Here is a 21,198-nt window from a genome sequence, read left to right as displayed (position 1 = left end):
GGCTGGGCACACCCCGGGGTGCGCCGGCTTTCATCATGGGGCCAGGCGGCGGCCTCCTCAGGTCTCGGCGGCGGCCTCGCTGTCGCCCGGCGCAATCAGTTCGACCACTTCGAGATCGAAGCCGGACAGAGCAGAGAACTTCCACGGCGAACTGAGTAGCCGCATCCGCCCCACCCCGAGATGGCGCAGGATCTGAGAGCCCGTGCCAATGGTAAGGTAGTTGCCGGCGCCGTCCGAGTCGCTGGTGCGAGGCAGGCGGCGACGCTCCAGGAACACCTCGAACTGGTCACGGAAGTCCTGGTGCGGGCGGCCATCGTCCAGAAGAACGAAGACACCCTGGTCGACGCGGGCCACTTCCTCTAGCGCACTGTGCGTGGTCCAGTTCTTGCCTTCGCCCTTCTGCAGGCCCAGCAGATCCCGCATGGTATCGGCCAGGTGTACCCGCACCGTGGTCAGGGTCTCGGGGGTGGGGGTGCCCTTGACCAGCGCCACATGATGCGCGCCCTGAATACGATCGCGAAAGACATGCAGCGTCAGCTCGCCCACGGCCGTATTGACCGGCGTCGACTCCACCGGCTCCACCGTCTGCTCATTATGAATGCGATAGTGGATCAGATCGGCGATGGTGCCCATCTTCAAACCGTGCTCGGCGGCGAACCGCTCGAGCTCCGGACGACGGGCCATACTGCCATCATCATTCATGACTTCGCAGATCACACCGCTGGGGTCGCAACCGGCCAGGGCCGCCAGATCGCAGGCCGCCTCGGTATGTCCGGCACGCCGCAGCACGCCGCCGGGCTCGGCCATCAGCGGAAAGATGTGGCCGGGCTGAACGATGTCCTCGGCCCGGGCATTCCGTGCCGCTGCCGCCTGCACGGTGCGCGCCCGGTCGGCGGCCGAAATACCCGTTGTCACCCCCTCGGCAGCCTCGATGGATAGGGTGAACTTGGTGCCAAAGCCGGAACCGTTGTCGCTCACCATCAGCGGCAGCTTGAGCCGCTCGCAACGCTCGCGCGTCATCGGCATGCAGATCAGGCCCCGAGCATGGCGTGCCATGAAATTGATGTGCTCGGCCCCGACCTTCTCGGCGGCCATGATGATGTCGCCCTCGTTCTCACGATCCTCATCATCCATGAGGATCACCATCTTGCCCTGACGAATGTCCTCGATCAGGTCTTCGATGGAAGCGAGGCCCCCGCGGGAAGATTGCACCATGGAATCTCCGATTGATTCAGCTAAAAGGCGTTGCAGCACTGCACCTGGGACGTTGCCAAAGTACGTGACTAATGCGCGTTACTAAAGTTCTATGCCCCGCCTCGAATGGGCGTCAGGGTACCTTGGCTCGGCGTCGGGCGCCAGTAGTGAGCACCCTTGGTTCGGCGCTAATTCCTGTAGCGAGCGGGCTGTCCCGGGAACAAAACTCGGTGAGGAGGCGCTGTGAATCCTTCCCTGGACGCTACTTTTTCCATCCCTGGAAAAAGACCTCCTCCCCGAGTTGTTCCCGGCGCCCTGATGAACTCAGTCCTGAAGCCGCCTGGGTCGCGCGGTGATACGCCAGTCGCGACCGATGGCGCGGATATCGAGGATATCCAGCGGGCGCTGCTGGGCCATGCGGGTCAGTCCCGGCAAGGCGAACAGCGGCCGCGCCTCGCCACCCAGCAGGGTCGGTGCCACGAACAGCTGCATTTCGTCGACCAGGCCGGCATCGAGCATCGCACCGGCCAGGGTGGCGCCGGTTTCCAGCAGCGCCTCGTTGACCAGCTCCTGCTCGGCCAGGTAACGCAGCAGGGCGACAAGATCGACCCGGCCATTCTGATCCGCCGGCAGCACCAGTATCTCGGCGCCGGCGGCCTCCAATCGGGCGCGACGCTCGGCGTCGTGGCCCATCACCGTCGCCACCAGGGTGCGGCCGGGCTCGCGCAGGCAGGCCGCGGCCTGGGGCAGGCGCAACTGGGTATCGACCACGACCCGCAGTGGCTGGCGCCGGGCAATGGCATCGCCATCGTCCAGGCCCAGCTGGCTCGCTCGCACGGTCAGGCGTGAATTGTCGAAGATGACCGAATCGACGCCGGTCAGCACCGCGCTGGAGCGAGCGCGCAGCCGCTGGACTTCAGTACGGGCATGGGGGCCGGTAATCCACTGCGATTCACCCGATTCCATCGCCGTGCGCCCATCCAGGCTCATGGCCATCTTAAGTCGCACGAAGGGCCGGTTTCGTGTCATGCGCGACAGGAAGCCGGGGTTGAGCGCCCTGGCCTCCTCCTCCAGCAGCCCGACCTCTACCTCGACTCCCGCTTCGCGCAGCATGGCAATGCCGCGGCCGGCCACCTCCGGATTGGGGTCGCCCATGGCCACCACCACCCGCTTCACCCCGGCCTCGATCAATGCCACGGCACAGGGGCCGGTACGCCCCTGGTGGGAACAGGGCTCAAGAGTCACATAGGCGGTCGAGCCTCGCGCAGAATCCCCGGCCATGTCCAGGGCATGGACTTCCGCGTGGGGCTCACCGGCGCGCTCGTGCCAGCCCTCCCCCACCAGGCGACTACCCTTGACCAGGACACAGCCCACGCGGGGGTTGGGGTCGGTGGTGTAGAGGCCGCGGCGGGCCAGTTGAAGCGCCCGAGCCATCCAGGCGGCGGCGGTCGGCTTGGCCATATCACTCCCTGGAAGAAGGGGGAAAGTGAATTTCAGCGCTCGCTGTCGTCGGCGGTTCCCGGCGGGAAGCCGGGTTCTCGCGACAGGCGGTCGATCTCGGCACGAAACTCGTCGACATCCTGAAAGCGACGATAGACGGAAGCAAAGCGAATAAAGGCAACCTGATCGAGACGCTTGAGCGCCTGCATCACCGCCTCGCCGATATCCCGGGCCTGGATCTCGCGTTCGCCACTGGCGCGCAGCCGCTGTCGAATTCGCTCCACGGCGGCCTCGATGGACTCGGCGCTGACCGGACGCTTCTCCAGTGCCCGCAGCATGCCCGCACGCAGCTTCTGCTCGTCGAAGGTTTCGCGTGAACCATCGGCCTTGACCACCCTGGGCATCACCAGCTCGGCGGTTTCGTAGGTGGTAAAGCGCTCGCCGCAGGCAGTGCACTGGCGGCGACGGCGCACCTGGTCGCCCTCGGCTACCAGGCGGGAGTCGGTTACACGGGTATCATTGGCGCCACAAAAAGGGCAATGCATGGTATCGATCCGAACGCGAAGCGGGGCGGCCAATGGCAGGCCGCTCATGGTTCATGAGTGCGGCATTGTAACCTCTGGCCCGCTGGCCGCCCAGCTTCGACACCAAATGCGGGGAAGCGGAAGAGCGAGCACGCCCGATCAATGCTTGTGGCCGTGGCCGTGATCATGCCCATGATCCTCGGCGTCCAGGTTGATGCGGCTGACCGGCGCCTCGACCACCTGGCTCTCGCCGTTGTCAAAGGTAAGCGTCAGCTCGACCGGCTCCCCTTCGACAAGGGGTGAGGTAAGCTTGATCAACATCATGTGCAGACCGCCGGGGGCCAGGGCTGCACTGCCTCCGGCCGGCACGGGGACATGGTCGACCTGGCGCATCTGCATTACCCCATCGACGTCCGTATGGTCGTGCAGCTCCACCACCTCGGCAGCCGGCGAGCTGGCGCCGACCAGGGCGATATCCTCATCGCCGGAGTTGTGCAGCGTCATGAAAGCTGCCGATGTTTCCGAGCCCGGCGGCACGGCCCGCACCTGGGCCTGGTCAATGCTCACCGCGTCGGCAAGCGCCGGCGACGTGACCAGTGCCAAGCCGACAGCGGCCAGCAGAGAACGAAGTAGAATCATGGCGAGACTCCTTGTAGTAATGTGGCGCCAGGCGGTAAAAATCAGCAGAGCAGCATACTATGACGCATCCTGCCACGGCGCCAGACTGCGTCAATACGACACCCATACCTGTCAGTGAGAACCCTGAAATGCGACTCCCCAATGCCCTGTTCTCCGTCAGCCTGGCGGCACTGATAGCGATACCCACCGCCATGGCCGGTGCCCTACCGGCTCCACTGCAGGCCCTGACAGAGCAAGGGCTCGAGATTCATGGCGAATTCGAAGCCCCGGCCGGCCTCACCGGCTATGCGGCCAGTCACCAGGGCCGTGAGATGACCGTCTTTCTGACCGCCGATGGCAACCATGCCATCGTGGGCACCATGATCGATGCCGAGGGCAACGACCTCTCCGAGGCGCCCCTGGACGAACTGGTGCGAGCGCCCCAGGAGGGCGAGGTATGGCAGCAGTTGGAGGAGAGCCATTGGATCCAGGACGGCAACGTCGACGCTCCCCGGGTGCTCTATACCTTTACCGACCCCAACTGTCCCTACTGCCGCCAGTTCTGGGAGCAGGCACGCCCCTGGGTCGATGCCGGAGAGGTCCAGCTGCGCCATATCATGGTGGGCATCCTGCGCCAGGACAGCCCGGCCAAGGCGGCCGCCCTGTTGGGCGCCGAGGATCCCGAAGCCGCCCTGCATGACCATAGCGACGGCGGCGACATTACACCCTCAGCCCAGCCCCGCGATATCGAGGACCAGGTCTATCGCAACAACCAGCTTTTCGACGAGCTGGGGCTCTACGCCACACCGTCCACGGTCTACCGGCATGACGGTCGCCTGCAGCGCGTGGACGGCATGCCCGAGGAAGCGCGCCTGATCGAGATGATGGGCGGCGAAGCGCCGTAGTGGTCGGCATCACCCGTCAGCTGCGAGCTGGTATCGCCCTGGCCAGGAACCAGCCCGCCACCATGGCGACAAGCATGGCAAACAGCGGCGCCGTCAGCCCGGCAATGGAGGCGATGGCGGGCCCGGGACAGTATCCGGAAAGCCCCCAGCCGATACCGAACAGGGCGGCACCCCCAATCAGCCGGGCATCGAGGTCCTGGCGGGTGGGCAGCTGGAAGGTCTCGCCAATCAACGGCGTCTCTTGGCGGAAAACGATCCGGTAGCCAATGAAGGTGGTCACCACGGCGCCGCCGAGCACGAACATCAGCGTCGGGTCCCAGGCGCCGAATAGGTCGAGGAAACCGAGCACGCGCGCCGGGTCGGTCATGCCGGCGAGCGCCAGGCCCAGGCCGAACAACAGCCCGGCGATATAGCCCATGAGCGTCTTCATGCGCCACCTCCGATCACGTGTCGCACGATATAGACGGTAACGATGGCACATGCCAGGAAGGTCAGCGTGGCCACCAGCGAACGCGGCGACAGACGCGCCAGCCCGCACACGCCGTGCCCGCTGGTGCAGCCGCTGCCCAGACCGGTGCCCACGCCGACCAGGAGCCCTGCGACCAGCATCAGCCCCACCCCACCGGCGGGCTGGCCGACCACTTCGCCAGGTGCGCCGGCCACGTTGCCCAGGCCACCGCCCAGCAGCATGAGCAGCAGCGGACCGCTGACCAGGCCCAATACGAAGGCCAGGCGCCAGGCGCTGTCTCCCCTGGGCAGTATCGTCACCAGGCCGCCGACGATGCCGCTGATGCCGGCGATGCGGCCAAGCGTTGCCATCAGCCATACGGCCGAGAGGCCAATCATTACTCCACCTACCAGCCCTTGCAGGCTCGCAATCCAGTCCATGTTTTCCTCCTACTATGTCGGTCGATCTTCAACAGCTGTTGTGCCCACGGGCACCGGATCGGCAACACCGCAAGGGCGCCCAAGGGCATGTGTTTCACCACATAACGAGCGCCAGGCATCAAAGGTGCTGAGGAATACCTGACCGGTCATCTCGCGACAGAACTGGGTATGTTCCAGCCGGTCCATGACCGGCCCCTTGACCTCCGCCAGGTGCAGTTTGACCTGGGCATCGCGCAAGCGAGCATTGATCACCTCCAGGCTTTCCAGGGCCGAGGCGTCGATGACATTCACCGCTTGGCAGGCGAGCACGATGTGGCGCAGCCCCGGCTGGCGCGCCGCGAGCTCCATGACCGTATCCTCGAGGTAGCGCGAATTGGCGAAATAGAGACTCTCATCGACCCTCAGGATGGCCAACTGCGGGTCAGTTTCCACTTGATGCCGCTCCACATTGCGAAAATGCTCGGTGCCTGGAACACGGCCTACTACGGCGCTATGTGGGCGGCTGGTATAATAGAGATGCAGGGCCAGCGAGAACCCCACGCCGGCCAGAATGCCGGACTCCACACCAACGCCAAGCGTCACGCCGATGGTGACGAACATGGCCATGGCATCGCAGCGGGAGTACGCCCAGGTACTTCTGATGGCGGAAAGATCCACCAGCGACAACACCGCCACGATGATGGTGGCCGCCAGGGTGGCAATGGGCAGGTAGGCGATCAGCGGCGTCAGCAACAGCGCTGCCCCGGCTATGCCCAATGCCGTAAAGGCGCCTGCTGCAGGCGTCTGAGCGCCGGCATCGAAGTTCACTACCGAGCGGGCGAAGCCGCCGGTGACCGGCATGCCACCGGTAAAGGAAGCGGCGATATTCGATGTACCGAGGCCTACCAATTCCTGGTTCGGGTCGATACGCTGCCGCCGCTTGGCGGCAAGTGTCTGGCCCACCGACACCGATTCCACGAAACCGATGACGCTGATCAGCAGGGCGGCCACGAACAGCTGGCTCCACAGGCTGCTGTCAAAGCCCGGCAGTGTCAGCGGCGGCAAGCCAGCCGGCACCTCTCCCACCACGGCGACTCCCAGGGCATTCAGCCCCAGCCCCCAGGTGGCGAGGGTCGTCACAGCCACGGCAAGGATCGGGGCGGCCTTGGTCAGCATGTCCGCTGGCCGTGCAGGTACGCCCACCCGCCACAGGGCTGGCTTGAGCCAGCGCCTGGCGGCATACAGGAAGAGCAGCACGGAAAGCCCAATTACCAGGGTCGGCGCATTCACACCGTCCAGGCTGACGACCAGGCTGCTCAGCAGATCGAGCAGGTTATGTCCGTTCGCCTCAACGCCCAGCACATGCTTGAGCTGACTGGCGGCAATGATCAATCCGGAGGCGGTGATGAACCCCGAAATCACCGGGTGGCTGAGAAAGTTGGCCAGAAAGCCGAGCCTCGCTAGGCCCATCAGGGTAAGGATCAGCCCCGACATCAGCGCCAGTACCAGGGCTGCACCGAGATATTCCGGCGTTCCCTGGGGAGCGACCTGCCCCACCGCTGCTGCTGTCATCAGTGACACTACCGCTACCGGCCCAACTGCCAGCGTGCGGCTGGTGCCGAAGATGGCATAGACCACCAACGGCGCGATGCTGGCGTAAAGCCCCACCTCCGGCGGTAGCCCGGCCAACATGGCATAGGCCAGCGACTGCGGTATCAGCATGACGGTGACGATCACCGCCGCCAGCAGGTCGCTACCCAGGGTGGCGCGGCCATAGCCAGGCAGCCACTGCAGGATCGGAAGGTAGCGCTTGGGGTTCACGTGGCAGGCCTCAGAACCTGTTGACCGGCACCTTGAGATAGACCTGGCCATTCTCCTCGGGCGGCGGCATATGACCGGCACGCATGTTGATCTGCACCGAGGGAATGATCAGCTTCGGCATGTCGAGGGTGGCGTCACGCTCGGTACGCATCCTGACGAACTCCTCTTCGCTGATGCCTTCGTGGACATGCACGTTGCGTGCGCGCTGCTCGGCCACGCTGGTTTCATGCTGGTACTCCTCGCGTTCCGGCGCCTTGTAGTCGTGGCACAGGAAGAGGCGGGTCTCCCCCGGCAAAGCCAGCACTTTCTGGATGGAACGGTAGAGGGTGCGGGCATCGCCGCCGGGGAAGTCACAGCGAGCGGTACCATAGTCGGGCATGAACAGGGTGTCGCCGACGAAGGCGGCATCGCCGATCACGTAGGTCAGGCAGGCCGGTGTATGGCCCGGCGTGTGTAGTACGCGCCCTTCCAGGCTGCCGATAGAGAAGGTGTCGCCCTCCTCGAAGAGGTGATCGAACTGGCTGCCATCACGGGCAAACTCGGTGCCGGCGTTGAACGCCTTGCCGAAGACATCCTGTACCACGGTGATCTTGGCGCCGATACCGGTCTCACCACCGAGTTTCTCGTGCAGGTAGGGCGCGGCGGAGAGATGATCGGCGTGGACGTGGGTCTCGAGGATCCACTCGACCTCGAGACCGTTGTCGCGCACGAAGGCGATGATCTGGTCGGCGGAGCGAACATCGGTGCGCCCCGCGGCGTAATCGAAATCGAGCACCGAGTCGAGGATCGCACAGGACTTGCTGTCGGGATCCTGCACCACGTAGCTGAAGGTGTTGGTGGGCTCGTCGAAAAAGTGGGTCACGATCGGCGTGGACATGGGGTACTACCTCCAATGAGTGTCGTTGCCTTCAGGATAGGAAGAGTGTAATGCACTTTTTGTTCTAATGATATAATCTTTAGATATTTACAACCTGCATCTCAGCTGCCAACATCGATAGCGCCTCCTACGAGCGAGGCCCATCGCCGTGGCGATGGGCCTATGACTCTGAAATCCTGGGCTTACTTCCTCAGCTTGCAGGTATTGATACCCAAGAGCCGGTAGGCCGGACAGAAGTTGAACAGCCCGGTGGCCAGCGGTAGCACGCCGATCCAACCCCAGGCACCGATGATCCCGGTGAGCGCCAGGCCAATCAGCAGCGCACCGATGACGATGCGCGCGATCTTGTCGGCGCTGCCGATGTTGCTTTTCATATCCATGGTGACTCTCCTTCATGGGCTTGCGCTGCCTTCCAGGCCATCAGCGGCTCGGCAGCGCTGGCACAGGCCTTCAGAAACTGTAAACGGGAATGTTCGGATCGCGCATCATCTCGGCCATGGGGCCGGGAGCGGCGACGCCGACGCCTTCGCGCAAGTCGTCTTCGCCATGGTCGCTGTTGGGCAGGTAGATGGCGCAGACGTCCACCCTGGCACCCTCGCGCATCATCATCTGCATAATAGCTTCCGGTGTGACCTGCTCCATGGGATGGCCCGGCGGCGTGTTGATGCCCTCGCTGTTATAACCCTCCAAACCCAGGTCGCCGGCGGCGTCGCAGAGCAGAATCTGAAGCGCAGTTCCCTGCTGCTGCATGGCGTTGGCGAGGATCATCGCCATGCCCTGGGTCTGCAGCGAACCGCTGGTCACAATCACCAGGGCCTTATCGTCCTGTTGCGCATGGTCGTCAGCACCGTGGCTGTCGGCCAGGGCGGTACCGGAAAGGCCGATGGCGGTGGCCGCGGCAGCCAGGATCAGGGTCGTCTTGATGCTCATTCACTCACCTCTTCGCGTGGTTCCAACAACTTAAATAACATATAGAACTAAGCTAATAACTTGTAGTACCGGACAAAGCCTAGCGTAAAACCAGAGACCTGACACGTGACATCCGGTCGCATATTGATCTTCATCAAGATATTCATGTCGATGACTGCTGAGTTCGCGGCGCCAAGCGGCTTGGTGCCTCATCGCATAGCGACGAACGGAGGGGGCAGGAAGGAAGCGAGCCATGCGCAAAATAGAAAAGGGCCGCTACTGGGCGACCCTGTTGAGGAAACCGACAGGCTCCTAGAGCTCTATCTTGTCGCCGTAGGCGGGAATTTCGGCCTCGATGCCGCTCTCGGCCAAGGCGGTCTTGAAGACCGCCTGGGTGCCGGGCTCGCCGTGGACCAGATAGAAGCGGGGAGCGTTTCGGAAGGCGCCGGCCCAGCCGATCATGTCGGTCTGGCCGGCGTGGGCCGAGAAGCCGCCGATGGTGTGCACCTTCGCCTTGACCGCCAGGTCCTGGCCCAGCACCCGCACCCGCTCGGCCCCGTCGACGATCTGGCGACCCAGGGTACCGGCGGCCTGGAAACCGACAATCACCAGCCGTGTGTTGCTCTTCTCCAGGTTATAGCGGAAGTGGTGGATGATGCGCCCGCCGGTGCACATGCCGGCACCGGCGATGATGATCGCACCGCCATGAATGCGATTGATCGCCATGGATTCCTCCACGGTACGGGTCATGCGCAAAATCGGCAGGTACTGGCTGGTGACACCGCTGGCGGCGATATTGAGTACCTTGAGGTCCTCTGCATCCAGGCTCTTGCGTGCCCGGTGGTAGAGCTCGGTGACCTTGATCGCCATGGGACTGTCGAGGAACACCATCTGCTGGCGCAGCCGCCCCTCGTGGTAGAGCACGCTGAGATGGTAGAGGATCTCCTGGGTACGCCCCACGGCGAAGGCGGGAATCAGCACGTTGCCTCGCGCCTCGTGGGCCTTCTCCAGCACCTGGGCAAACTCCTCCAGGGTCTCGTCCAGAGGGCGGTGGTCACGGTCACCGTAGGTGCTCTCCATCAGCACCACATCGGCCTCATAGACCTTGTCGGGGTCGCGCATCAGCACCGAGCTGGGGTTACCCAGATCGCCCGAGAACACCAGCCGCTTCTGCTGTCCGCCGGAAGGGATGGTCAGCTCGACGATCGCCGAACCGAGGATATGGCCGGCATCACGGAATACCAGGGTGGTGCCGCCGGGCAATTTGACCGGCTGACCGTAGCGGTATGTTTCGCAAAGCGCCAGGGTGCGCTCCACGTCGTCCAGGTCGTAAAGCGGTTCGACCAGTGGTTTCTCTTGGCGCTTTCGCCACTTGTTCTCCCACTCCAGGTCCTTGGCCATGACGAAAGCGGCGTCCTGCAGCATGATCTCCAGCAGGTCACGGGTGCCACGGGTGCAGTGAATGGGCCCGCTATAGCCTTCGCGCACCAGCTTGGGCAGCAGACCCGCATGATCCAGGTGGCCATGGGAGATCACCACCCCTTCGAGTTCCCGCGCCAGTTTCCCGAACGGCCTGGCATTGACCTCATCGGCATCTGGCCCGCCCTGGTGGAGGCCACACTCCAACAACAGCTTATGAGAACGCGGGTCACCATCCACTTCGAGAAGGTAGCGAGAGCCGGTGACTTCCCCGACTGCTCCCAGAAAGGTCAATGTCGACATGGCATCTCGATCCTTGCGCGTCTAGGGACTTCTGCCCTCAGCATACCGGAAGGCGGTGCCCCTGGCGTGGTTCACGCCGGACAAGCGCAGGCAGAATCGAGCGGTTGGATCAGAAACCCATGCCCCAGAGATTCAGGGTCCCTCAGGAGCTCACTGCCCCCTTGGGCATCATGCGGGGGTCCTGCCCTCCCCACCAGTAGGCGATACCTTCGACCCAGCCCTGGGTTCCTGCCGCCTGGCTGCGATAAAGCGTCGACTGACGCGGGGCCAAGGTCGATACCCCGCCGCCTCGAATCACTACCGCCTGATCCACCGCTTCCAGCAACGACTGGTCGTTGGGGCCATCGCCAAGCCCCAGGGTCAGCGGCTCACACCCCCGCAGTGACTTGAAGCGATCCACCAGCCAGGTCACGGCCCCACCCTTGTCGAGGCCGCCGGTAACGTGCCAGAAGCGTCGCCCCTGGACCAGGTTCAGGCCATCGCCCCGCAGCGCCTCGCGAAAGGAGGCCAGCGACGAGGCATCACTCTGCCATACCAGGGGTTCGCTACCCTGGCGCATCCGAGCCAACCGCGCCTCGTCCGCCTCCAGCCCGGTCAGCGCCATGACCTCCTCGAGGGTCATCTCGCCCATGGTCTTGAATGCGACGCCAAGCCGTTCCCGCCACACGCTGAGACGCTTGCGAATGAAGGCGATATCCAGCCCCAGGTTGCGCATGGCGACACCCTCCGATTCACAGGCATCACGCTCCAGATGGGCATGCCGCCAGGCCGGGGGCAAGCCGACCACACTGCCATTCTCGGCAATGAAGGGCGTATCGCCGAGCCCCATCCGTTCGCGCAGTGGCAGCAGCTCTGCGCGGGTACGACAGCTAACCGGTATGACCGGCACCCCCAGGGTCTTGAGCCGCTTCAGCCAGGGCTTGGCCTGCTGCCACTGATAGCTGTCATGGTCGAGCAAGGAGCCGTCGAGGTCGGTGAAGACCAGGCGCGGCTGCAGGGCGGGGTCCAGAAGAAGCGGCTTCATCGTCATGGTGGCTCCAGCGCGATCGGGATTGGAAAACCCTGTGCATGGAAAATCCTTTGCATGAGCCGTGCCAATCCAGCCTGGAGGCCAGCGCGGCCCGCCCCTGCCCGATGGCAGGCGTGCTGGCAGTGTCGAATCGCCACCGAAGCGGTGCTGCATGCACAATAATAGTGCACACAAATCCCCATTCTGGAGCGTCCGGAGCAGCAACACGCCGACCGTCATGGTGAATAGCTCCAGCTAGGGGCCGAGGAGAAACAGCACTGCCAGCTAGATAGGCGCCCAGGCGCATCGAAGAAGCCCATCTAGGTTACGCGCCGTTTCAATAAGGTCGGCACGCTGATTACTAAATGGTATCGAAATCTCTATGAAAATAATGAGATTTTTCGACACACCTCATGCTCATGGCGCTTCGTAGCGCAACAAAACTAACAAACATGTTGCAAAAAATTACTTTTCACCAAGAATGCAGTTAAGCCGGTCGCCCGCAGGGAGCTTACTTCTCACAGACGCTGCGCTTAGCGCCATCAGTACCGCCAAACCTGTAGCGATGCAGGGACGGAAAGCCACGGGTCTCGCCCTCGTACCGAGACAGCCGGGTTGCCTGAGGAAGGCGCCTTGAGAAAGAGAAGAACATACAAGGCGGCGAACGGGTAACCGCGCACCGACAGGTGCTGCCCGTTTCTCCAAGGAAACAGCAGGCAAGCGAGGGTAATATTATGAGCACTCAAAACACTAAGATTCTTGGTGAAAACGAACAGGATTACACTGCGCAGAGCCAGGGCCAATCATATACCATAGTTGGCAATGATTTAGACAACTCTCTCACAGGTGGAAATAAGGACGACATCATCATTGGGGGAGGTGGAGACGACATACTGACCGGCGGAAAAGGAGACGACACCTTTGTCTTCAACTTCACTCTCTCCGAAGATGTTGTTCCCGGCGACACAGTTCCTATGGGACCGGACCCCTTCGCTGCCTGGCTGGCATCAGAGGACCTGATCGATAATGCCAGCCAGCTCGACGGCGCACTATCCCAGAACGAGTTCGTTCAATACTACAAGGCCTGGGTAGAGTACGTGGTCGAGGGCTGGCTGATTCCCGCCCTGCTTGGTGAAGATTTCGACACCTCAGGCGATTACAGCTTCGACGTCAGCTTCAAGCAGAATGCCGAGGGCAGCTACCCTGCCGTCACCCTGGGCGAAGGCCTCGAGTCCTACCAGGATGCGATGGATGCCCTGATCGAGTCCGTCTTCCTGGCCTCCACCGGGATCGACGTCTCGACCGGCAAGAAGACCCAGGAACGCTACTACTCCGATCTCAATACCGAGCACTTCGAGCAGGAAGGCTCCGCAGAAACGGTGATATCTCTTTCTAGCAACGATGGCCATGACACCATCATGGACTTTACCTATGACGAAAAAAGCACCGGAAGCCCCAGCAGCCCCTCAATAACACTAGACGAAGGCGACAAACTAAAATTTGTCATCACCTATCAGAACGAGATGGAAGAGCTATCGGAAAACCATCTAAAGGAATTCTTTGTCTTCGAATTCATCGACGTCAACGATGACGGGAAAGACGATCTCGTCATTCGACTGAAAGATGACTCGTGGTCCGCCACCTTGCTGGGCGGAAAATACGAGGACATGAAGCTTGCTTCCGCATCTGACATCTTTGCCTATGCAAATGAGACCTTGGGCTACACCGCCATTGAAATCCATCACGTACCATTTACCAGTGATGACACACAAGTCACGGACCATCTGGATATTGCCTAGTAGCCAAGCTGCTTGAACTCAGGCACGGAAGGAAGGGCTGTCGAATGGCAGCCCTGTCTTGTTTGTCCCCTCTTGAAGCGTCAACCAGTCCCTGATACTTAGTCACTCCTCACCCCGCTCGCAGTAACTTTTCCATCCACGACACTCGTTCCCTCAGGGCATTCCCTGAGCGGAAGCGCATGGAAATTTTGAGCTGGAGATCCATCAAATCTTGGGATGGTGCCCCCCGACCCGAGACCTAACATTACATAAAGCAACGCGGGACAGCGTCCCGGCTAACGCCTGCCAGTAAGGAAGCAACTCAACCGCACCGTTACAGGGGGCTGCCATGTCCACCTCACCCCAGTCGGACGATCTCGATACCGACCTGCTCGAGACCCGCTTCGAGTCCAGCCGCCCGCTTCCCCGCGGGCGGGCGGGCGACAACGAGGAAAGGCGCGGCCAGGCCCAGGCGCCGCCAGATCCTGATAATGAAGGGGTGCCAGAGGCCGACGAGATAACGCCAACGGGCAGCACCGACCAGACACCGACAGCAGCGGAGGCCGAGGTCGCCCCGGAGGACGAGACGCCTCCGAACATTCCGGCGGACACTCAGACCGATGAGCCCATGGAAGAGACCCGCGAGAGCGACGAAGAGCGCCAGCCTGACGGTGCCCCTGACACAGACATTGACGACGCCCATCTCGACGACACCCCGGAGGTGACGGCGACGGCACTGCCGGAGGAAGAGACGGCCACGGATTCGACGACCGAACCTGAAGCAAAGGCGGAAGAGACCACAGCCTCTCCGGAGCAGACGCAGGACCAGGCACTGCTCGACGATGGCGAGATCGTCAGCTTCCAGGCCCTGGAGGAGGATGCCGAGGACTCATCGATATTCCTGGCCATGAGTTCCAGCACGGCGGCCGGGGAGGAGCCGATCACCGCGACGAGCCAGTTCCAGCAGGGCCAGAACGGCTATGCGGGCGTCGTGGACACCTTCCTCTACGAGGGACAACCCCGTGCCAACCGGAGCAGCCAGAAGACGCTGACCGTGGACAGCGAGGAGCGCCGGGGCGAGATGCAGGTCCTCGTCCGATTCGACGACATCTTCGGTGACGCCACCGGGCAGATCCCGCAGGGCGCCACCATCCTATCCGCAACCCTGGAACTGCGGACGACCACCTCGGGAGACGGTGCCACCCTGCATCGCATGCTCCGGCCCTGGAGCGACGGCGATACCTGGGACAGCCTGCAGAACGGCATCCAGGCCGATGGCGTCGAAGCCCTGGCGCAGCCAGACCTCGAGACAGGCTTCGTCACCACCGGCACCACCCGGCTCGACGTGACCACTAGCCTGCAGGCCTGGGCCGATGGCCAGGCCAACCTCGGCTGGGCCTTCCTGCCGCTCGGCCCCGATGGCTGGAGTTTCGACTCGGCCGAAGGCAACACGCCTCCCAGGCTGATAGTCGAGTACAGCCATACACCGGTGGCCCCGATCAACAACCCGCCGGTCGCCAACGACGATACCGTCTCGACCTTGGAGGGGAAGGCCGTACAGATCGCGGTGCTAGACAACGACAGCGACCCGGACGGCGACCCTCTGACGGTGGGCGCCGTCACCCAGCCGTCAAACGGCAGCGTCTCAATCAATGCCGACGGCACCATCACCTACACTCCCGACGAGGGCTTCTTCGGCAGCGACAGCTTCACCTATCAGGCCTCGGACGGCGACTTGCTGAGCGCCCCTGCCACGGTCCTGGTTACCGTCAACCAGGCGGAGCCGACCAACAGCCCGCCGGTGGCCAATGACGACACCGCCTCGACTACTCAGGGTCAAGCCGTGCAGATCGCGGTGCTGGCCAACGACAGCGACCCGGACGGCGACCCGCTGACGGTGGGCACCGTCACTCAGCCGTCGAATGGCAGCGTCTCGATCAACACCGATGGCACCATCACCTACACCCCCGACGCGGGCTTCTTCGGCAGCGACAGCTTCACCTATCGAGCCTCGGACGGCGACCTGCTGAGTGACCCCGCCACGGTCCTGATCACCGTGAATCAAGCAGAAGAGCCGCCGCCAGCCAGCACGACTATTCAGTTCCAGCACGGCAGCGCCGGCTATCTCGGCGTAGTGGACACCTACCTGCACCAAGCGCAGCCAGGCACCAGTCGAGCATCGTCGACCAGGTTGGTGGTCGATAGCGTCGACAAGGGGGGCGAGGTGCAGGCGCTGCTGCGCTTCGACGATATCTTCGGCAGCACCAGCGGACAGATCCCATTGGGCGCCACCATCCTGTCCGCCACCCTGGTCGTTCAGACTACCAGCAAGGGGGACGGCGCCACCCTCCACCGCATGCTGATGCCCTGGAGCGACAGTGCCACCTGGAACAGTCTCGAGAACGGCATTCAAGCCGATGGAATCGAGGCGATGATACCAAGCGACCTCAACACCGGCTTCATCCCGGCCGGCACCACCCAGCTCGACGTCACGACCAGCCTGCAGGCCTGGGCCGACGGCCAGGCAAATCACGGCTGGGCATTCCTGCCCCTCGGCCCCGACGGATGGGACTTCCATTCGGCGGAGGGCTCGACTCCGCCGACCCTGATCGTCGAGTACACCACCGCGGATGGCGGTCCCGTGAACAACGCGCCGGTGGCCAATGACGACAGCGCTTCGACCACCCAGGGACTGGCGGTACAGATCGCGGTACTCGACAACGATAGCGACCCGGACGACGACCCACTGACGGTGGGCGCCGTTACCTTGCCGAGTAACGGCAGCGTCTCGATCAACGCCGACGGCACCATCACCTACACGCCCGATGTCGGCTTTATCGGCAACGACAGCTTCACCTATCGAGCCTACGACGGCCTGCTGCTGAGCGACCCAGCGACGGTAAGCATCGCCGTTACGGAGGGCGACGGCCCGCCGCCACTGCCGCTTGAGACCTCTTACATCGCAACAGCCTTCAACACCAGCGACCGGCGCAACTTCGAGCACACCAACGCCACCAAGAGCTTCTTCCACAACGGCGAATGGTGGGCCGTGCTACCGGAACAGACCGGCTGGCATGTCTACCGCTTCGATGGCTCTCTACCGGACCCCGGCACCATGGGGGGTTGGGTCAAGTCGAGCCCGACCATGCTGACAAGCGGGCGGCGGGCAGACATCGCCTGGGACGATGCCACCGACACCCTCTACGTGCTCAACTTCGGGCCCTCGGAAACGAGTCCGCGGCTTTACCAGCTCGGCTACAGCGCCCAGACCGGCACGTTCGAGATCGAGATCGAGGTGCGACTGGCCGGATCCGGCGGCAAGCTGACCGGCGCCGAATGGCAGCGCAACACCGAGATGTCGCTGGGCCTGGACCAGAACGGTAATCCGGTAGTCGCCATGATCGGTCCTTCGGCCGCTGGCGGCGATAAAGGACTCAAGCTGGCCTACCCCACCTCCAGCAGCCTCGAAAACTGGGCCACGACCCTCGTCGACGCTGGTCCCTCGACCACCGCAGGCAGTAACGGGGACAACAAGGTCGACTTCGTGGCATTTCAGTTGGAAGGCATCGACCACGTCGGCCTGGTCTATGGCGATGACGCGACAGGGCTCTGGAAATTCGCCTACCAGCCAACGCCCTCATCGCCCGCCGGCTACGGCAGCGGCTGGACGATCGATACGATCACCGACGCGGTGGTGCTGGACAACCATCTCGCAGCGCTATGGGATGGGAGCTCTATCATCATGACCATGAAGGACGACAAGGACGCTCTCTGGGCGATCAAGGGGATGCCGGGCAATTGGGAGGAGCCCGTGCTGGTGCATGCCGCGACCCACAGCGGGAGCCGCCCGACCCTGGCCTATGACGAGGACAACCAGACGCTGTTTGTCTTCTACCAGGAAAATACCAACCGCCCCTATGGAGACATCTACTTCAAGGCCTCCAGCGCGGACGCGCTCTCCTTCGACCCCGGCGACCCGGGCACCCTGTTCATCACCAGCACCCGTGACGGAGAGAACATGAGCGACCCGCAGATGCCGACGCATTCCGTGGGGGAGGCGACCGACGGCATGTTCTTCGTCTTCGCGCGGAACCAGGAAGCCCGCGAGATCTGGTACAACGACTTCCAGCTCACCGACGACTGGCTGATTGCCTGAGGGTGGCCACCGACACGCTGGCCCGAGTCACTCCTCGCGGATGGCCCGGGCCAGCATGTCGGTGATGGGCTTGGCGATATAGCTGGCAAAGGTGCGCTCGCCGGTGCGGATCATCACTTCGGCAGGCATGCCGGAGAGCAGTTGCATCGACTCGCCCATCTGCTCAACGCCCGCCTCGGTGACCCGCAGCCGGACCCGGTAGAAACGGGCACCGGTGACCTCATCCACTTGGCTGTCGGCGTTGACGAAGATCACCTCAGCGGGGATCACGCTGGTCAGACGCTGGTTGAAGGCAGAGAAACGGATCTCGGCTGGTTGGCCCGGGTAGAGCTGGTTGACGTCGCGGTCCGGCACCCGGGCCTCCACCACGAAACGGTCGTTTCCCGGCACGATGTCGAGCAGCGGGTCACCAGAGCGCACTACGTCCCCGATGGAGTGTACGCGTCGCTCCACCACGGTGCCGGCTACTGGCGCGATAACGGTACTGCGGCTCACCTTATCCAGCAGGGTCGTAATGCGCTCCTCGGCCTCGGTCACCCGGGCCTGGGCTTCCCGGAGCTTCTCGCCCACCTCCTTGTGGAACTCCTGATCACGAATCTCGCGCTGCATGCGGTTCTCGCTCACTTGGGAGGCGAGCCTCGCGATATCCGACCGGCGGCTGGCGATACTGCTCTCGAGTTCCAGCCGGTCACGCTCCACCTCTCGCAGGCGCTGGTTGTTGACCATGCCCTTCTCGAAGAGCCCGCGCAGGTCGCGCTCCTCGGCGCGTAGCGAAGCCGCATGGAGCTCATTGATCCGCACCACCTCCTGCAGCCCCTCGATCTGTCGACGCAGCTGCTCGGCCTGCTCGTCCAGCGCCTCCAGGGTCGCGCGGTGGGAGTGACCCCGGGCGGCGAACAACGCCTGCTGCACTGCCAGCACCTCCTGCACACGCGGCAGGTCGCTGGCGGTGAGCTCCTCGGGCAGTTCCAGCCGCTCGGCGCCGTGCTGTTCCGCCAGCAGGCGCAGCTCGGTAGCGCGGCCGACCAGGTACTGGGCACGCACGATCTGAAGCTCGCCGCGGGCCTGGATGTCGTCGATCACCACCAGCGGCTGGCCCGCCTCGATCCGGTCGCCATCGGCCACCAGGATCTCGCGCACGATGCCACCCTCCAGGTGTTGGACGGTGCGCCGAAAGGACTCCACCGCCACGTGCCCCGGGGCTACCACCGCTACCGCCAGGGAGGCCGTCATGGCCCAGAGGAGGAAGCCGCCCAGGCCGAGCCCCAGCACCAGCATGCCCAGGCGGCGGTAGCCACTGTCGCTGACCGGCACCTTCTCGCTGTACTCGCCCTCCAGGGTAGCGGGAGTGACGTCGATCTCTGCGCGCCCCAGCACGCCGCCGCGGTGTTCGGCAGGGACGCTGCGCTTGTCCTGCTCGCTCATGAGGCTTCTTCCCCGGGCGAATCGGTGCCGCCCCTCTCGTTCCCGCCCCGGCCACCGGCCGCCCCGACCACCGCCGCTCGTCCGGCACGCGCGACCCGCGCCTGGGGCGCCGGCTTGCCCTGCATGCGCTCCATCACCTGCTCGGTGGGCCCATAGAGGTGGATCTGCCCCTCGCGCAGCACCAGCAGGCGGTCCATGCCGCGCAGCAGGCTGACGCGATGGCTGATCACAAACAGCGTTACCCCCTCGACCTTCAGGCGCTGAATTGCAGCTGCCAGGGCCCGCTCGCCCAAGTCGTCGAGGCTTGCATTAGGTTCATCGAGAACCACCATCACCGGGTTGCCGTAGAGCGCCCGAGCCAGGGCGATGCGCTGGCGCTGGCCGCCGGAGAGTGCTCCCCCACCGACCGAAATCACGGTGTCGTAGCCCTCGGGCAGCGCCAGGACCATCTCGTGAACGCCGGCCTTGCGGGCTGCGGCCACCACCAGCTCTGGGTCCACCGCGCCGAAGCGAGCGATGTTCTCGGCCAGGCTGCCGTCGAACAGCTCGATGTCCTGGGGCAGGTAGCCCACGTGGGGACCCAGCGCCTCGCGGCTCCAGTGTTCAATGTCCGCACCATCTAGCCGCACGGTTCCGGCTAGGGTCGGCCAGACACCGAGCACCACGCGGGCCAGAGTCGACTTGCCCGCCGCACTGGGGCCGATGATGCCAACGTGGACGCCCGCCGGCACCGCGAACTGGATCCCTCTCAGGGTCGGCGTACGCAGGCCGGGCGGGGCCGCGGCCACACCTTCCAGCACCATCTCGCCCTTCGGCGCCGGCAGCGCCATGCGGCTGGGCTCGCGGGGCGTACTGACCAGCAGATCCTGGAGGCGACCATGGGCTCCCCGAGCGGCCACGAAGCCCTTCCAGGTACCAATCATTCGATCGATGGGTGCCAGTGCACGGCCCATGATAATGGAGCCGGCTATCATCATCCCGGGGGTCAGCTCGGCACGTAGCACCAGCCAAGCCCCCAGCCCCAAAATCAGCGACTGAGCCAGCAAGCGCAGGGTCTTGGAAGTATTGCTCAGGGTGTCGGAACGGTCGGCAGCACGGGAGTGCCCAGCCAGGTAGTCGCGATGCCGGCGCGCCCAGCGCCCCATGATGGCGGGCAGCATACCCATGGCATGCAATACCTCCGCGTTGCGCAGGTTCGAGCCGGCTAGCTCCTGAGCCTTTATGTGCTCGGCGTTGGCAGCGGCCTGGAGCGGCTGGGTCAGCTTCTCGTTAAGGAGGGCAAGCACCATCAGCACCACCGCGGCGCCGGTGGCGAAGAGACCCAGCCAAGGGTGCAACAAGAAGAGGACCGCCAGGTAAACTGGCACCCAGGGCGCATCGAAAAAGGCCAACAGGCCGCTGCCGGCGAAGAACTGGCGCAGGGTGCCGAGATCGCTCAGTGGCTGGGCCGACTGGCGCCCCTCCGTGATCAAACTGCGACGGAACATGGCCTGGTATAGATGGGCGCTGAGCAGTGTGTCCAGCCGGTTGCCGATACGCACCAGCATGCGTGAGCGTACCAGCTCCAGCAGCCCCATCACCGTGAACAAGAAGACCACCACCAGGGTCAGCATCAGCAGGGTCTCGCCGCTCTGAGTGGCAAGCACCCGGTCGTAGACCTGGAGCATGTAGATGGCCGGCACCAGCATCAGCAGGTTCACGAACAGGCTGAAGAAGCCCACCGACAGGAAGGAGCCGCGGCACGCCTTCAAGGCCTGGTGCAGCTCCGTCACACCCCGCTGTTCCGCCATGCCGCTCGTCCCCCGCCGTCGCTACTGCCCGCGGGGTCGCAACCCCCGAGCATATTTACGAAAAATAACAGACTGAGCGGCGGAGCGACAGATTTCCGTGCATGAAACAACCGCACCCCGCGCCGTGAGAACGGCGCGGGGTGCGGACTAGCTCGGGCGGCCA

General features: G+C 63.8%; 17 protein-coding genes and 1 riboswitch. Of the genes, 3 read left to right on the top strand and 14 right to left on the bottom strand.

From position 1 onward, the window contains the following. Nucleotides 1–57: 57 nt before the first annotated feature. The 4 genes from ribBA to LY622_RS20895 all read right to left on the bottom strand — a co-directional run bounded on the left by ribBA (nucleotide 58) and on the right by LY622_RS20895 (nucleotide 3,797). Nucleotides 58–1,215, bottom strand: a complete 1,158-nt coding sequence (gene ribBA / locus LY622_RS20910; RefSeq protein ID WP_234292659.1) for a bifunctional 3,4-dihydroxy-2-butanone-4-phosphate synthase/GTP cyclohydrolase II — start codon at nucleotides 1,213–1,215, stop codon at nucleotides 58–60. 303 nt (nucleotides 1,216–1,518) lie between these two features. Beyond that, nucleotides 1,519–2,655, bottom strand: coding sequence for a bifunctional diaminohydroxyphosphoribosylaminopyrimidine deaminase/5-amino-6-(5-phosphoribosylamino)uracil reductase RibD (gene ribD / locus LY622_RS20905; protein ID WP_234292658.1), 1,137 nt, complete (start codon nucleotides 2,653–2,655; stop codon nucleotides 1,519–1,521). Between the two features lie 32 nt (nucleotides 2,656–2,687). After that, nucleotides 2,688–3,179, bottom strand: a complete 492-nt coding sequence (gene nrdR / locus LY622_RS20900; protein WP_234280984.1) for a transcriptional regulator NrdR — start codon at nucleotides 3,177–3,179, stop codon at nucleotides 2,688–2,690. 138 nt (nucleotides 3,180–3,317) lie between these two features. Continuing rightward, nucleotides 3,318–3,797 (bottom strand): copper chaperone PCu(A)C, encoded by a 480-nt coding sequence (locus LY622_RS20895; RefSeq protein ID WP_234292657.1) that lies wholly within the window; start codon nucleotides 3,795–3,797, stop codon nucleotides 3,318–3,320. 128 nt (nucleotides 3,798–3,925) lie between these two features. Between LY622_RS20895 and dsbG the strand changes: the two genes are divergently transcribed. Continuing rightward, nucleotides 3,926–4,681: a thiol:disulfide interchange protein DsbG gene (gene dsbG, locus LY622_RS20890; RefSeq protein ID WP_234292656.1), complete on the top strand. Its 756-nt coding sequence runs from the start codon at nucleotides 3,926–3,928 to the stop codon at nucleotides 4,679–4,681. Between the two features lie 16 nt (nucleotides 4,682–4,697). On the opposite strand, the gene LY622_RS20885 is transcribed toward dsbG, so the two are convergent. From LY622_RS20885 to LY622_RS20850, 8 genes are all read right to left on the bottom strand, one after another. Further along, a complete protein-coding gene (locus tag LY622_RS20885) occupies nucleotides 4,698–5,111 on the bottom strand; it encodes a DUF6691 family protein (protein ID WP_234292655.1) in 414 nt (137 codons plus the stop codon). After that, nucleotides 5,108–5,569 (bottom strand): YeeE/YedE family protein, encoded by a 462-nt coding sequence (locus LY622_RS20880; RefSeq protein WP_234292654.1) that lies wholly within the window; start codon nucleotides 5,567–5,569, stop codon nucleotides 5,108–5,110. Before LY622_RS20880 ends, LY622_RS20885 begins: the two co-directional genes overlap by 4 nt. Nucleotides 5,570–5,581: 12 nt before the next feature. Continuing rightward, nucleotides 5,582–7,369, bottom strand: a complete 1,788-nt coding sequence (locus tag LY622_RS20875; RefSeq protein ID WP_234292653.1) for a SulP family inorganic anion transporter — start codon at nucleotides 7,367–7,369, stop codon at nucleotides 5,582–5,584. A 10-nt stretch (nucleotides 7,370–7,379) separates the two neighbouring features. Continuing rightward, entirely contained in the window at nucleotides 7,380–8,246 is an 867-nt protein-coding gene (locus tag LY622_RS20870; RefSeq protein WP_234292652.1) for an MBL fold metallo-hydrolase, read from the bottom strand. Between the two features lie 182 nt (nucleotides 8,247–8,428). Then, nucleotides 8,429–8,620: a YgaP family membrane protein gene (locus LY622_RS20865; protein WP_234292770.1), complete on the bottom strand. Its 192-nt coding sequence runs from the start codon at nucleotides 8,618–8,620 to the stop codon at nucleotides 8,429–8,431. 76 nt (nucleotides 8,621–8,696) lie between these two features. Continuing rightward, the gene (locus tag LY622_RS20860) at nucleotides 8,697–9,176 is read right to left on the bottom strand and encodes a DsrE family protein (RefSeq protein ID WP_234292651.1); all 480 of its coding nucleotides are present in this window, start codon (nucleotides 9,174–9,176) and stop codon (nucleotides 8,697–8,699) included. Nucleotides 9,177–9,467: 291 nt separating this feature from the next. Further along, the gene (locus LY622_RS20855) at nucleotides 9,468–10,877 is read right to left on the bottom strand and encodes an MBL fold metallo-hydrolase RNA specificity domain-containing protein (protein WP_234292650.1); all 1,410 of its coding nucleotides are present in this window, start codon (nucleotides 10,875–10,877) and stop codon (nucleotides 9,468–9,470) included. Nucleotides 10,878–11,019: 142 nt separating this feature from the next. Then, entirely contained in the window at nucleotides 11,020–11,901 is an 882-nt protein-coding gene (locus LY622_RS20850; protein ID WP_234292649.1) for an HAD-IIB family hydrolase, read from the bottom strand. 525 nt (nucleotides 11,902–12,426) lie between these two features. After that, nucleotides 12,427–12,509: riboswitch (cyclic di-GMP riboswitch) on the top strand. A gap of 111 nt (nucleotides 12,510–12,620) precedes the next feature. Between LY622_RS20850 and LY622_RS20845 the strand changes: the two genes are divergently transcribed. Both LY622_RS20845 and LY622_RS20840 read left to right on the top strand, forming a co-directional pair. Then, complete coding sequence (locus tag LY622_RS20845; protein WP_234292648.1) at nucleotides 12,621–13,685, top strand: calcium-binding protein; 1,065 nt, start codon at nucleotides 12,621–12,623, stop codon at nucleotides 13,683–13,685. Nucleotides 13,686–14,013: 328 nt separating this feature from the next. Next, a complete protein-coding gene (locus LY622_RS20840) occupies nucleotides 14,014–17,820 on the top strand; it encodes an Ig-like domain-containing protein (protein ID WP_234292647.1) in 3,807 nt (1,268 codons plus the stop codon). Between the two features lie 27 nt (nucleotides 17,821–17,847). Here the strand turns inward: LY622_RS20840 and LY622_RS20835 are convergent, their stop codons facing one another. Both LY622_RS20835 and LY622_RS20830 read right to left on the bottom strand, forming a co-directional pair. Then, nucleotides 17,848–19,245, bottom strand: a complete 1,398-nt coding sequence (locus LY622_RS20835; protein ID WP_234292646.1) for an HlyD family type I secretion periplasmic adaptor subunit — start codon at nucleotides 19,243–19,245, stop codon at nucleotides 17,848–17,850. Further along, nucleotides 19,242–21,035 (bottom strand): type I secretion system permease/ATPase, encoded by a 1,794-nt coding sequence (locus tag LY622_RS20830; protein WP_234292645.1) that lies wholly within the window; start codon nucleotides 21,033–21,035, stop codon nucleotides 19,242–19,244. Before LY622_RS20830 ends, LY622_RS20835 begins: the two co-directional genes overlap by 4 nt. Nucleotides 21,036–21,198 lie beyond the last annotated feature (163 nt).

Origin of the sequence: Halomonas alkalisoli (assembly GCF_021412585.1) — a bacterium.
Classification (GTDB): domain Bacteria; phylum Pseudomonadota; class Gammaproteobacteria; order Pseudomonadales; family Halomonadaceae; genus Halomonas; species Halomonas alkalisoli.
This window is presented reverse-complemented; position numbering and strand designations above follow the sequence as displayed.